Raw genomic sequence first — 14,132 nt, forward strand, 5'->3', positions numbered from 1 at the left:
GGGGAAGCCAACTGGGATATCAGGATGGCTTTAGTAATGAATAGATCGATAACCGCCGTTACCGTGACGCACAACAGCGCGCATACTGTGCGCGGCGCGCTCGCTTGCTTGCCCCCGGGCATCGAGATCGTGTGCGTCGACAACGCAAGCACCGACGATCTTTCCGCCGCGCTATCCGGTTTTGCCGTTCATCGCATCGATAATCCTGCAAACCTCGGCTTTGGGCGTGCCTGCAACATCGGGGCGGCGGCGGCATCGGGAGAGTATTTGCTGTTCGTCAATCCCGATGTGCGCCTTGGCGCGGACGCCGTCGACGCGCTCATGCAGGCGGCTGAACGCTACCCGAATTGCGGCGTCTTCGTGCCGCGCACGAACACGGTGGATGGGCGCCTGTGGTTTCGCGACCAGAGCGAAATCGATCGCCTTTCCGGTGTGTCGCTGCCCACACGTATCCGGCAGGTCTGGGGGGATTGTTGCGTGCGCTTCGTCAATGGCGGCGTGTTCATGATCAGAAGAACACTCTTCCTCGATACGGGAGGCTTCGACGAGGATATCTTCCTGTATTTCGAAGATGACGATCTCTCTTATCGGCTGCTGCAGCGTGACGAACCCATGATCCTTGTCAGTAGCGCGCATGCTGTCCACGACGTTGGCACTTCGGTTGCACAATCAACCCGGTCACGGATCTTCCGATATCGGTCCAAGATGCGATCGGAGATCCACTTGCGCAGGAAGTACGGCATAGCCTATAGCCCATTTGTGGACATACTCCGCTATCTGACGAAGATAGGCTTCTACTGCCTTACGCTTAATCGAAATAGACTGATCAATTCCCTGGGCCGGCTGATCGGCATATTTGACAGCATCCTTGACCGATCGCACGCGAATCGGAACAGCGGCTATGTCGCCTGACGCTATCGACACGAGGCTTGTTCCGCCCGATGTCCTGCCCTGCGAACCGCGAAAAGGCGACGCATATGGCGTAGACCGAAGCGGTGCGCCGAGCGAAATCCACATCCACACGCCGGGACGCTACATCGTCGAGCTTTCTCCAACAGAGAGGCGGATGCCGTTTCTCCGGCTCAATGTTCGCCGCCCGGGACAGGCCGACAAGATCGTCTATGTGCCTGTCACCAGCCGGACGTCCTATCTGCTTAAAAGCAGTGAAGGCGGCCTGGTGCTGCGGTTTGACAGAAGCGACGTCGTTGCGGCGAGCGCTCGCCCCCTAAGCATCAGGGATGTTGGCACGCTGTTGAGTCGGCGCCGTCGCCACAGGCGATTTCAACTGCCGCTTGGCCACGGGATCGTATTGCAGCCTCTTTTGCACATTTCAGGGGCGGAAGGGCGCGAGTTGGCCCGTGCCCTTGGCAGCCTTGCCGGTTGGGGTTTTGGCACGGCGAGCGACAATCTGCAGAAAACCCTGTCGCGGCACTTTGATGGTCCGCCAGCCGAGGCCCCCGAACGCCGGCCCACCGCCAAACCCAGGATCGCCGTAGCGCTTCATCTGCATTACCCCGATCTCTGGCCCGAATTCGAGGCGCTGCTGGCGAGGATCGATCGCCCTTTCCATCTCATCCTCACACTGACCGAGCCCGACGTGGCACTCGCGCAGCGCGTCCAGGCGAGATTTCCGGATGCCGAGGTGGTGGTTTATGACAATCGCGGTCGCGACGTCGGCCCTTTCATCCAATTGCTTCGTGAAGGAAGGCTCGATCCCTTCGACCTGATCTGCAAGCTGCATGGCAAGAAGTCCGGGCCGCGCGGGCCGCGCATGGTCCTCGGTGATATCTGGCGCCAGGCGAGTGCGTTCGACCTGATCGGATCCCGCGAGATGGTTGACCGCATCATCGCCGAGTTCGAGCGTTCGCCCGACACCCAGATGATTGGATCCAGACGCTTTCGGTTGCCCAATGAATGGAAGGGGGAGAAGGCTGCGTGGGGGGAGAACAGGGCGATGGTCCTCAACTTGCTGGAGACGATGGGGCTGCCCTCCAGCTCTCGTCTCGACTTCTTTGCCGGGACGATGTTCTGGGTTCGCCGCGGCGCGCTGGAACCGCTCATGCGGCTTGATCTGCCTATGGCAGTCTTCCCCGAAGAGGCAAGCCAACAAGACGGCACGTTGCAGCATGCCCTAGAGCGTGTGCTTGGAATGATCTGCACAAAGATCTCCGGCGTTACCTGGGATGACGACATGGCGCCGGATTCCCGGGAGGCAGACCCGATTGGATAGATCCCAACTCCAGATCTTCGTAGGATCGCTCGTCAGCAGAAGGCGATGGAAGATATTCCGAACCTGGCAACGAATTCGCGCCAGCGGGCTGTTTGATTTGTCGTGGTACCTGGCCCAGAATCCGGATGTAGCCAGGAGCGGAAAAGATCCGATCCTGCATTACATCAGGCACGGTGCCGCCGAGTCGCGAAACCCGAGTCCTGACTTCGACAACGAATACTACCTGGCGAAGTATCCCGACGTGACTGCCACGTCGATGAATCCGTTGGATCACTACATTCGTTTCGGCAAGATTGAGGGGCGCAGCACCCGGCGTGCTCCAGGCACAAATGCCGGCGCCCCCCAGAGACCCGCCACCTATGTGCCGCGATCCGGCGAGGGGCGACCAGCCGCTTTGAGGGCGCGCCTCATTGCATTTTATCTGCCGCAGTTTCATCCGATTCCTGAAAATGACGCCTTCTGGGGAAAGGGCTTCACGGAATGGACGAATGTGACGCGGGCCACGCCGCAGTTCGACGGTCATTACCAGCCCAGGCTCCCGGCGGATCTTGGCTTCTACGACCTGCGAGTGAAGGACATCCAGAAGGAGCAGATCGAGATTGCCCTTCAGTATGGCCTCTCGGGATTCTGTTTCCACTTCTACTGGTTCAACGGCAAGCGCGTCCTTGAGATGCCGATCGCCCAATTCGTCGAGAACGACGCACACGAGATGGGCTTCTGCATCAACTGGGCAAACGAGCCGTGGAGCCGCCGTTGGAATGGGCGCGAACAGGAAGTCTTGATCCCGCAATCGCACTCGCCCGAGGACGACCTGGCCTTCATCCGATACGTAGCCGGCTATTTCCGTGACAGAAGATACATCCGTATCGGCGGCAAGCCACTGCTTATGGTTTATCGGCCCGGATTGTTTCCGTCGGCGGCTGAAACGGCACAGCGCTGGAGGACCCATTGCCGGGAGGCCGGCATCGGCGAGATTTTTCTTGCCTATCCGCAGTCGTTCGACTCGGGCGATCCCGCCGAATTCGGATTCGACGCCGCCGTCGAGTTCCCACCGAATCTTGGACGACTTCCCGAGATCAGCGCCGGCATGCCAACGCTCAGGAGCGGCTTCAGGGGGAAGGTCTACGACTGGACAGAGCTCCTCAATCGCAGCCGCGCGTACCCGCAGGTTCCCTACACGCTGTTTCGCGGGCTTTGCCCTTCCTGGGACAACACGGCGCGGAGGATGGAGGCCGCCTACATTCTGGTGAACGCATCGCCGTCCCGCTACAAGCAATGGCTCGCCAACGCGGTCGTCGATACATGCGATCGTTTTGCCGATTTCGACAGCCGGCTGATCTTCGTCAATGCCTGGAACGAGTGGGCTGAGGGAGCCTATCTCGAGCCCGATGCCCGCTATGGCTACGCCTATCTGCAGGAGACGCGGGACGTCCTGTCGGCACGGCCAGCGGCCGGCAGATCACCCGGGAAGCCGTCGTGGCGCGTTTTGTTCGTGTCGCACGATGCGGCTCTCGGCGGAGCGCAGGCATCGTTGATCAACATCATCCAATGGCTGCAATCGCACACCAATCTGGAGATCAAGGTCCTGTGCCTGGCAGGGGGTCAACGGCTCGAAGAGTTTCGACGCCTCGCCGATACCGTCGTTCTGGATGATCTGGCTTCAGAGGCAGAGACGCCCGCCTCGAAGTTGGCCCACATTACGGAATGGTGCGGTGGCATACCGGACCTCATCTATTGCAACAGCCTTGCGACCGGCCGTGCGCACGCGCTGCTTGCTGAACTGGAGCGGCCAATCCTGACGCATGCCAGGGAGTTGGGAACGAGCGTTGCCCGATACGCAAAGGACAATATGGGCGATGTCGTTTCCCGCACGCGAAGATTTGTGGCGTGTTCCCGAAGTGTCCGGGACTATCTGGTGTCCGAGCACAACGTTGCAGCGGGCGCCATCGATGTCATCCCAAGCGCGGTTCCGCAACCCAACGCCGATCAAAACCTCACGGAAATCCGGCGCCTTGAAAGCCGCCGCCTTGCCGGCTGGCCGACGGACAAGGTCATCGTCCTGGGTTCGGGCATCGGCATGCCCTTCCGCAAGGGTGCCGACCTCTTTATCGAGGTCGCCCGGATCCTTCGGGCACGCGGGGTTGAAGACTATCATTTCTACTGGCTCGGCTCGTTTCCGGGGCGGGAACGAGATGAGGTTCTCGGTACATGGTCGCAGCAACTCGGCAGATTGCGGGCGGACGGGTTGGACGAGAAAGTCACATTTCTGGGTGATGTCGACGATGTGGGGGCTTACCTGCGGCGGGCCGACCTGTTTCTTCTGACCTCCCGCGAAGAGCCGTTCGGCCGCGTCATGCTGGAGGCTGCCTTCGCCGAATTGCCGGTGATCTGCTTCGCCGAGAGCGGTGGGGCTCCGGATTTCGTCGAAGATGATGCCGGCATCATCGTCGGATTGGCTGATCCCGTAGCTATGGCCGATGCGACGCTGAACCTGATCCGGGACAAGCCCCTGCGGATGCGGCTTGGCAGGCAGGCGAGCGCCAAGGCAAGGCTAAATTTTTCCACCGATCGGGTCTTTCCGCGACTGCTGTCGACCATGCGGAAGGTCGCAAACAAGCCGCCGGCGGTCTCGATCATCGTGCCGAACTACAATTACGCCCGCTATCTGCGGGAGCGTATGGATAGTATCCTGGGGCAGTCGTTTCAGGATTTTGAACTCATCATCCTGGACGATGCCTCGACCGACGATAGCCGATCGATCCTGGATTATTATGCCGGCGTCCATGGCACCCGTGTCATCGTCAATGACAGGAATTCCGGGGCGCCCTACCCCCAGTGGTTCAAAGGCATGTCGCTTGCAAGGGCCGACTTGATCTGGATCGCCGAAGCCGATGACGTATCAGACCCGAGTTTCCTCGAAACACTGGTGCCCTTGTTCCGCGATCCAGGCGTGAAGTTTGCCTTTTGCGCATCGAAGATCATCAATGATCGAAGCGAGACCGTCGGCGACTATCTGTCCAGCCCGTACCTCACCGATCTCTCCAATTTCAAATGGAAGCGCAGCTACCAGGTTTCGGCGGCGCGGGAGGTCAACGAAGGGCTGGGTGTCAAGAACACGGTCATCAATATCAGCGCGGCGGTTTTCCGGAAGTTCGACATCACGCCGGATTTCGTCGCGCAGGTCCTGTCCCTGCCGGCGGGCGGCGACTGGTACTTTATCCTCGAGGCAATCCGCAACGGCTCCGTCGCCTATGAGGCTGCGTTGCTCAATCATCACCGTCTGCACGGCGACAGCGTGACCAGCATCATCACGTCCTCCCGTTCCGAGGCACTGCTGCGCACGCGGCAGATGATCCATCAGCATGTCTTGCACACATATGAAACGGATTTGGCCATCAAGCTGAAAATGGCCGAACATGTCGTGCAGCTCTGGAACCAGCTCTTTCCCGGTCGCCCTGCCGGAGAGATGGAAAGCTTGTATTCGCTAACCAAATTGGGCGAGTTCCCTGCGAGAAGCCCGAAAATCCGTGAGGTTGCTTTCGAGCAGTAGCTGTCTCACGGAAACGGTGGCTTGCTCCAACTCTTTGTTTTGACGCAATTGCGCACGGAATCCGCTTCCCACTTTTCCTGGAATTGCCTTAGTTACCGGCAGCGACGAGATGGCCGTTGCCGACATCTTGCAAGGCCAGCTTCAGCGGCGCCTCGCCGATCTTGCGAGTCGCGCTCGGGATCTCCTGATCGAGCCGAGCAAAGCGGCTCCTGCGCCTGGCCGGATCAGGCACCGGCACGGCCTCGATCAGCCGTTTCGTGTAGGGGTGACGCGGGTTGGAAAAGACCTGGTCGCGCGTGCCCATCTCGACGATCTGGCCGAGATACATGACGGCGACGCGGTCGGAAATGTTCTCGACCACCGCCATGTCGTGCGAGATGAAGAGGTAGGCGACGCCGAATTCGCGCTGCAATTCCTTCAACAGGTCGAGCACGCGTGCCTGCACAGAGACGTCAAGCGCCGATACGCTTTCATCCGCGATGATCAGTTTCGGCCGTAGCGCCAGCGCGCGCGCAATGCAGACCCGCTGTCGCTGGCCGCCGGAGAATTCGTGCGGATAGAGCTCCATCTGGTCCGCCGACAGGCCGACACGCTCGAACAATGCCGCCACGCGCTCCCGCCTCTCGTCCTTCGAGGCGATGCCATGGATGACGAGCGGCTCGGCGACAAGATCGCCGACGCGCATGCGCGGGTCGAGCGAGGCAAAGGGGTCCTGGAAAATCATCTGCACGTCGCGGCGCACCGCCTTGCGTTCGTCGCGACCCAGGCCCGACAAATTGCGTCCACCGACAACGATGTCGCCGCTGTACGGCACCAGCCCGGCCAACGCCTTCGCGGTGGTCGACTTGCCGCAGCCGGACTCGCCGACCAGCGCCAGCGTCTCGTTGGGCGCGATCGAGAAACTGACGCCTTCGACGGCGTGAACACGGCGGTTGACCCTGCCGAGGACGCCGCCGCGCAGGTCGAAGCGGACATGCAGATCCTTGACCTCGGCGACATTGGCCAGCGTTAGCGCTTGTGCATCCCTGGATTTTTGCCGCCCGACGCCGCTGCCGATGCGCGGTACAGCGGCCAGCAGTTCGCGGGTGTAGTCGGCCCGCGGTCGGGCAAAAATGTCCGATGTCCTGCCCTCCTCGATCATGCGGCCATGCCGCATGATGATGACGCGATCGGCCATCTCGGCAACCACGCCCATGTCGTGAGTGATGAGGACGACGCTGGTGCCGTGCTGGCGCTGCAGGTCACGCAGCAGTTCCAGTACCTCGCCCTGCACGGTGACGTCGAGTGCCGTCGTCGGCTCGTCGGCGATCAGCACGTCGGGCTCGAGCGCCAACGCCATGGCGATCATCACCCGCTGGCGCATGCCGCCGGAGAGTTCGTGCGGAAACTGCCTTAGCCGGCTTTCGGCTTCCGAAATGCGGACCGCCTTCAGAGCCTCGATGGCACGCTGGCGGGCCTCGGCTTGCGACAGGCTGGTATGCGCCTCGATGGATTCGGTGAGCTGGCGTCCGATCGACAGCACAGGGTTCAGCGAGGTCATCGGCTCCTGGAAGATCATGGCGATGCGGTCGCCGCGAATGCGTCGCATCTGGCGCTCGTCGAGATCAGTCAGCTCGGTTTCACCGAGGCGGATGGTGCCGGAGGATATGCGGGCGGCAGGCTGCGGCAGCAATTGCATGATCGCCAGCGCCGTCATCGATTTCCCGGAGCCGGACTCGCCGGCGATGCAGAGCGTTTCGCCGCGAGCAAGCGTGAACGACAGGTCGGAAACAACCTCGCGCCCGCCATCCTCGCCGCGCACGCTGACCGACAGGCCGGTAATATCGAGCACCGGTCCCGCCGTCACCGGAGCGGCAACCCCGGTCCGCTTCTTGCCCGCGCCGGCGTTCATTCGAAGACGCAGCGCGGGAAGTAGAACGAGACCACCCAGTTCGGCATGTCGACGATCTCGCTGATGCGCAGGTCGCCGCAGACCGAGGCCAGCATGTAAGCCTCGACCGGATCGAGCTTGTAGCGCCCGGCGAGCAGGTCGACCATTTGCGCAACGGCCTCCTTCGCGCCCGTCATCAGGTCCGGCCCGATGCCGGTCGTCACCTCATAGCCCTTGGCGTCGAGATGGCGCGTCACCGGGCCCGGCGTGGTGAAGCGCGGCGTCTTCAGCCTCGCGTCCTTGACCAGGTCGAGCTTGAGCACGACGTCCATCGGGCTTTCGATCGCCGTGCCGCAGACCTCGCCGTCGCCTTGCGCGGCATGGGTGTCGCCGACCGAGAACAGCGCACCAGCCACTTCCACCGGCAGATAGAGCGTGGTGCCGGCGGCGAGATCGCGGATGTCGAGATTGCCGCCGACGCGCCTGGGCGGAACCACCGAGTGATGGCCCATCTCGGCCGGTGCGTTGCCAATGGTGCCGGCAAAAGGTTTTAGCGGCACACGCGCATTCTTGCCGAACAGCGCCGGCTCGAGCGAGGCTGCGTCATATTTCCAGATGTTCAGCGCCGGCTCCATGAAATCGTCGGCGAGCAGCCCGAAGCCCGGAATGTTCGCCGTCCAGCCGAAGCCGGACGGTTTGAACATCTCGATCGTCACCTTCAGCGCGTCACCCGGTTCGGCACCCTCGACGAAGATCGGCCCGGTCACCGGGTTGATCGTTGCGAAGTCGAGCTTGGCGATATCGCCAACCGTGCTGTCGGCCTTCAGCTGACCGCCTGAGGAGTCGAGGCACTGGAACTCGATGGTCGAGCCGGGCGCCACACGTTCGGCCGGGACGAAGGAATTGTCCCAGCCGAAATGGTGATGGCGCCCGTGGATAGTGTAATCGCAGTTATTGCACATCTTTTACGTACACATTGTCATAGTTGATCGGGATATGGACCGGGTCGACATAGAGGTTGTCGGCGCCGCCCATGCGGGCCGATTTCATGGTGAACCGCTGTTCGTTGAAGACCGGCGCCCAGGGCGCGTCCTCCATCACCTTGCCGTAGATGGCGCTCCACATCTTGTCGCGTTCGACGGCCTTTGAGGGATCGACCACCGAGTCGGCCTCGGCCGCCTTGGCGTCGAGATCCTTGTTGCAGTACCACGACCAGTTCCAGCCGCCCGGCACGGCACCGGCGCAGCCGAGGATCGGGCCGTAGAAGTTCGACGGATCCGGGAAGTCGGCGATCCAGGCCATGCCGCCCGACCAGATCATCGGCGCGCCGGCCTTGTCGCCGCCGGCGGCAATGACATTGGCCTGGGCGAGCGACTGGATGCTGGCCTTGATGCCGATCGCCGCCAGATCCTGCTGGATCGCCTGGGCTATGCGCGGGTTGGGGTCGGTGTTCATGGCGAACAGTTGCGTGTCGAAACCATCGGGGTGGCCGGCCTCGGCAAGCAGCGCCTTGGCCTTGGCGACATCATAGGGATAGCCCTTGTATTCCTTGTCGTAGCCCGGCATGGACGGCGGCAGCGGCTGGTTGGCCGGCACGGCGCGGCCGTTGATGATCTGGATGACGCGCGCCTTGTTGATGGCCATGTTGACGGCCTGGCGCACCTTCACATTGTCGAACGGCGCCATGGTGGTGTTCATGGTGACATAGCCGGTGTGCAGCTGGCCGCCTTCGACGACACGCGCCTTCTGCTCGGGATCGGCCATCACTTCCTGGAACTTCGCCGGCGGAATGCCGTCGCCGGGCACGTCGATCTCGCCCTTCTGCAGGCGCAGCAGCGCCACGATCGGCTCCTGGCCGATCTCGAAAGTGATCTTGTCCAGATGCGGCAGGCCCTTGTGCCAATAATCCGGGTTGCGCTCGAAGACGATGCGCTGTCCCAACGTCCATTCGGCAAGCTTGAAGGCGCCGGTGCCGACCGGATGCTTGCCGAAATCGGCGCCGTATTTCTCGACCTCTTCCTTCGGCACGACATGGGCGAAGTTTATGGCCATGACATGCAGGAAGGTGGCGTCGGGGCGGGTCAGTTCGAACTTGACCGTGTAGGGGTCGACAACGGTTACGCCGGAGAGCGTCTCGGCCTTGCCAGCGGCGACGTCATCGTAGCCCTTGATCGAGCCGAAGAAGCCCGCGCCAGGGCTCTGCGTCTTCGGATTGGTGACGCGGTCGAGCGAGTATTTCACATCGTCGGCGGTCATTTCGCGGCCGTTGTGGAATTTCACGCCATGGCGCAGCTTGAAGGTGAAGGTCTTGCCGTCGGGCGAGATCTCGTAGCTCTCGGCAAGGTCGGGCTTGAGGTTGGTGGTGCCAGGCTCGTAGTCCATCAACCCGTCGAACAGGCTCTTGATCATCGACCAGTTCTGCCAGTCATAGCCGATCGCCGGGTCGAGGGTGGCGACATCGTCCTTGTAGGTGATGGTGATGGCGCCGCCCTGCTTGGCGTTGGGATCGATCGTGTCCTCGGCGCGGGCGCTCGTCATGCCGAGCATCAGCGCCAGCGCCGATGCCGCTACCGTGGATATGAGATACTTTTTCATTGTTATGTTCCCTTTCTCTGTTTGTTTTCGGTCATGTCCTGATTGTCATCTGAGCTTGATGCGGGGATCGATGAAGGGCGCGATGATGTCGGCCAGGAGATTGCCGAGCACGATGGCAAAGGCCGAGACCAGCGTGACGCCCATGATGATCGGGATGTCGACGCGCTGGATGGCCTGCCATGCCAGCTGGCCGATGCCGGGCCAGCCGAACACGCTTTCGACGACGACGATGCCGCCCATGAAGATGCCGATGTCGATGCCGATCATGGCGATAATCGGCAGGATGGCGTTGGGCAGTGCGTGGCGGAAGAGGATGGCACCACGCGCCAGGCCTTTCGCACGCGCGGTGCGGACGTAGTCCTGACGCAGCACGTCGATCATCGACGAACGCATCATGCGCGCGTACCAGCCGGCGCCGAGGATGCCCATGGTGAGCGACGGCAACACCAGATGGCGCCAGGTGCCGTAGCCGCCGATCGGAAACCAGCTCAGCCGCACGGCAAAGACGTAAAGCAGCAAGAGGCCGACGACGAATTGCGGCGCCGAGACACCGACGAAGGATGCGACCATCAAGGTCTGGTCGGTCGCGGTGCCGCGCTTGACGGCGGCGATCAGGCCCATGGAGAGGCCGATCAGCAACTCGCACAGGATGGCGCCGACCATCAACAGCAGGCTCGCCGGCAACCGCGAGACGATCAGCTCGGTAACTTCGGAGCGCTGGATGTATGAGCGGCCGAGATCGCCGCTGACGAGCCTGGTCAGATAGTGCCAGTACTGGACGACGAAGGGCTGGTCGAGGCCGAGCTGCTGGCGGATGTTCTCGACCGTCTGTGGCGTGGCGCTGCGCCCGGCGATCTGGCGCACCGGATCGGCCGGCAACAGGTAGAGCAGCGCGAAGGTGATCAGCGAGACGCCGAGCAGGATGAGCAGCGACTGGATCAGCCGGCGGCCGAGATAGGCGATCATGCCCGGCCCCTTTGCGTCGGATCGAGGATGTCACGCAGCGCGTCGCCGATCAGGTTGAAGGCCAGCGCCAGCGCCAGGATCGCCGCGCCGGGGAAGAACACCAGCCAGGGCGCTGCCTGGAAATAGGTCTGGTTCTCGAAAATGATGTTGCCCCAGGAGGCCGTCGGCGGCTGCACGCCGATGCCGAGGAAGGAGAGCGTAGCCTCGAGCAGCACCGTCGTCGAAATGCCGAGCGTGCCCCAGACGATGATGGTCGGCAGGAGATGCGGCAGGATGTGGCGAAACAGAATGCGCGGCGCACTCGCCCCGATGGTGCGTTCGGCGTCGATGAACTCGCGTTCGGCGAGCGAGGAGGTTTCGGTGTAGATGACGCGCGCGGTCTGCACCCAGTTGACCAGAGCGATGACCATGGCGACGATCCACAGGCTGGGCTCGAACACCGCCGCCAGGCAGATGGCGAGCAGCAGCGCCGGAAACGCCATCATCAGATCGGTGAAGCGCATCAGCGCGCTGCCGATCCAGCCGCGGAAATAGCCTGCCGTGACGCCGACCAGCGTGCCGATGAACAGCGCAACGCCATTGGCGACGATGCCGATGATCAGCGAGGTACGGGCGCCGTAGAGAATGCGGGTCAGCAGGTCGCGGCCAAGCAGGTCGGTGCCGAGCCAGAATTTGGCATTCGGCGGCAAGGGCGAGCCCTCGATGGTCAGGCCGTCGAACATCTGTTCGTTGGGGTCATAGCCGGTCAGCCATGGCGCCAGCACGGCGCCGGCGACCACGATGGCGACGATGACCAGGCCGAGCATCGCCAGACGGCGCTTGACCAGCCGGCGCCAGACGCCCGCGCGGGGCCTGGCCGGCATGCGCGCGGGCGCGATGAGATCAGGCGCGATGGGACTGGTCATCGCCGCCTTCCTCGCCTGTTTCCTCGCTCATCATCGCCACGATCCGGCGTGCGGCATCCTCGACGCTGATCTGCCAGCTCATCGCCAGCGAGCGCAGTTGCGCATAGGCGCGCTCGTCGTCGGTGCCTTTCGACAGTGCCGCCACCGCACGCACGATCGTCTGGCGCTCGGCGACACGCTGGCGCAGCGAGGCAATTTCGCCGGCTAAATTCTTGCGCGCCTCGAAACTCTGCCGTGCGATCAGCAACGCGCTGTAGACGCCGGCGGTGCCGACCGGCTTCAAAAGCTGGGCGTCGGCCTTGTGCGACAATGCCCATTCGATGCGGCCCGGCGCCTCCGACCCGATCAGCGCCACCAGTGGCATCGGCGCCTCGCCCGGCTTCCAGGGGAATTGCTCGTCGAAACCGAGATCGGTGTCGAAGAAGACGAAATCGGCGGCGAGCGCCTCGGGCGGCAGTTCCGGCCAGCAGTCGAGCGTGACGAGGCCGATGGCCGACAATTGTCTTGTGATGGCCTGCACCGTCGGATGCGGGCGATGCAGGATGAAGGCCTTGGCGCCGCCGAGATTGGGGATGCGCGGGGTTCGGGTCACGACACCACCCTCAGGCGCGGGCGGCCGAACGTCTTGGCGGGGTCGTAGCGCGACAGATAGGGATCCGGCGCGACCTCGTGCTGCCGGCTGACGACCTCGAAATAGCCGTCGGCGATCCGGCCGATGATGACCGGCAGCGTCGCGTGCTGGGTGTGGGCGTCGATGGCGATCGGCCCCAGACGGGTGGAGAAGCGCGTTTCGGCGAACGCTTTGGAGAATTCCGCCGGACCGGCGTCGGGATCTCGCGACAGGACGTCGGCCATCACCTGCACGGAGGCATAGGCGGAGGCCTCGAAGGAGGACGCGAAAGCCGCCGGCCGTGGTGCGAAATAAGGCCCGACCGACAGATGTCCCTTGCCCGTTTCGCCGATCGCCGGCAGCTCGCCCTCGGTGAGGTTGCAGGAGATGACCGGGCAGGTTTGCGGGCTGAAGGCAGGATCCTCATCGCCCAAATCGCGATAGGCGGCCAGGAAGGCGTAGGACGATGTGCCGATCAGATTGTTGAGGATGAAGTTCGGCCGCGTCGCCCGGATTTCCCCGATCAGGCGCGACACGTCGGTCTCGCCGATGCGCAGATAGCGTTCGCCCAGGACCTTGCCGCCGGCGTCCGCGATCAGGTCGCGCGCGACACGGTTCATCTCCCAGCCCCAGATATAGTTCGAGCCAAGCAGGAAGCCGTTGGCGCCGAAGCGCGGCACGACATGGGCCATCAGCGGCACCAGATGCTGATTGGGGCAGGCGTGCATGTAGACGACATGCTCGTTGGCCTCGAAGCCCTCATAGGGGCAGGCGTACCAGAGCATGCCGCCAGCCTTCTCCAGCACCGGGATCGTCTCCTTGCGGCTCCAGGATGTGACGCAGCCGACGACATGGCGGGCACTGCTGGTCTTGAAGATGTCCTCGCAAAGCGTCGCGTAGCGATCGGCATTGCTTTGCGGATCGCGTTCGACGGGCACGAGCTCGATGCCCGAGCCGCGATCGGCGTTGATGTCGGCGATGGCGCGCATGGCGCCCATGCGGCACGCATCGGAGACGAGCTGATAGCTCCCCGAGCGGGAATAGAGGATGCCGATCTCGATGCGCCGTTTCAAACAGGACCCCAGAAATGACAATGCCCCGCAGCCAGCGCCGCAAGGGCGAGGCATACGAGGCATTCTTGCCGCCCGGCGATCAGAGCCGGTATTTCGTTCTAGGGTATTCGGTCCGGCTGGTCAGTCAAGCGGGAAAGTGGTCCGCCTGCAATTGCTTGCGGCGCCAACTCGCGCGGGAGAGAAGTCAGATCTCACCTCGATGAGGTTCTCCAGCAGCTCAAGCAACTGCTCCAGACGCTCTTGGCCGCGCGCCGTCCATGCCGGCCTCGTCCACGTCAACATCCGTAGCCACCGGATCGCAGCGCGGTGCCGCCGCGATCGATCCGGTGGTGT

Annotated in this window: 10 protein-coding genes; 3 read left to right on the forward strand and 7 right to left on the reverse strand. The window is 62.8% G+C overall.

Annotation, left to right across the window (positions count from 1 at the left end; all coding sequences use genetic code 11):
- Positions 1 to 36: 36 nt before the first annotated feature.
- Genes EB815_RS03705 through EB815_RS03715 form a run of 3 tightly spaced genes read left to right on the forward strand, consistent with a single transcriptional unit; the run spans position 37 to position 5,780 of the window.
- Positions 37 to 912, forward strand: coding sequence for a glycosyltransferase family 2 protein (locus EB815_RS03705; protein ID WP_244494111.1), 876 nt, complete (start codon positions 37 to 39; stop codon positions 910 to 912).
- The gene (locus EB815_RS03710) at positions 902 to 2,230 is read left to right on the forward strand and encodes a rhamnan synthesis F family protein (RefSeq protein ID WP_056573732.1); all 1,329 of its coding nucleotides are present in this window, start codon (positions 902 to 904) and stop codon (positions 2,228 to 2,230) included. Before EB815_RS03705 ends, EB815_RS03710 begins: the two co-directional genes overlap by 11 nt.
- Complete coding sequence (locus EB815_RS03715) at positions 2,223 to 5,780, forward strand: glycoside hydrolase family 99-like domain-containing protein (protein ID WP_162258934.1); 3,558 nt, start codon at positions 2,223 to 2,225, stop codon at positions 5,778 to 5,780. Before EB815_RS03710 ends, EB815_RS03715 begins: the two co-directional genes overlap by 8 nt.
- 88 nt (positions 5,781 to 5,868) lie before the next feature.
- On the opposite strand, the gene EB815_RS03720 is transcribed toward EB815_RS03715, so the two are convergent.
- From EB815_RS03720 to EB815_RS03750, 7 genes are read right to left on the reverse strand one after another with little or no spacing between them, the layout of a single operon-like run.
- A complete protein-coding gene (locus EB815_RS03720) occupies positions 5,869 to 7,671 on the reverse strand; it encodes an ABC transporter ATP-binding protein (RefSeq protein ID WP_081294976.1) in 1,803 nt (600 codons plus the stop codon).
- Positions 7,668 to 8,612, reverse strand: coding sequence for an acetamidase/formamidase family protein (locus EB815_RS03725; RefSeq protein ID WP_056573738.1), 945 nt, complete (start codon positions 8,610 to 8,612; stop codon positions 7,668 to 7,670). Before EB815_RS03725 ends, EB815_RS03720 begins: the two co-directional genes overlap by 4 nt.
- On the reverse strand, positions 8,602 to 10,245 hold the full coding sequence (locus EB815_RS03730) for an ABC transporter substrate-binding protein (RefSeq protein ID WP_056573741.1): 1,644 nt from the start codon (positions 10,243 to 10,245) through the stop codon (positions 8,602 to 8,604). The genes EB815_RS03725 and EB815_RS03730 overlap by 11 nt, the downstream gene beginning before the upstream one ends.
- Positions 10,246 to 10,290: 45 nt before the next feature.
- Positions 10,291 to 11,211 (reverse strand): ABC transporter permease, encoded by a 921-nt coding sequence (locus EB815_RS03735; RefSeq protein ID WP_056573744.1) that lies wholly within the window; start codon positions 11,209 to 11,211, stop codon positions 10,291 to 10,293.
- Entirely contained in the window at positions 11,208 to 12,116 is a 909-nt protein-coding gene (locus tag EB815_RS03740) for an ABC transporter permease (RefSeq protein WP_056573747.1), read from the reverse strand. Before EB815_RS03740 ends, EB815_RS03735 begins: the two co-directional genes overlap by 4 nt.
- Positions 12,094 to 12,708 (reverse strand): ANTAR domain-containing response regulator, encoded by a 615-nt coding sequence (locus tag EB815_RS03745; protein WP_056573750.1) that lies wholly within the window; start codon positions 12,706 to 12,708, stop codon positions 12,094 to 12,096. The genes EB815_RS03740 and EB815_RS03745 overlap by 23 nt, the downstream gene beginning before the upstream one ends.
- Positions 12,705 to 13,799 carry a transporter substrate-binding protein gene (locus EB815_RS03750; protein ID WP_056573753.1) on the reverse strand — a complete coding sequence of 365 codons (1,095 nt, stop codon included), beginning with the start codon at positions 13,797 to 13,799 and terminating at the stop codon, positions 12,705 to 12,707. The genes EB815_RS03745 and EB815_RS03750 overlap by 4 nt, the downstream gene beginning before the upstream one ends.
- Positions 13,800 to 14,132 lie beyond the last annotated feature (333 nt).

The organism is Mesorhizobium loti, assembly GCF_013170705.1.
Classification (GTDB): Bacteria; Pseudomonadota; Alphaproteobacteria; order Rhizobiales; family Rhizobiaceae; genus Mesorhizobium; species Mesorhizobium loti_D.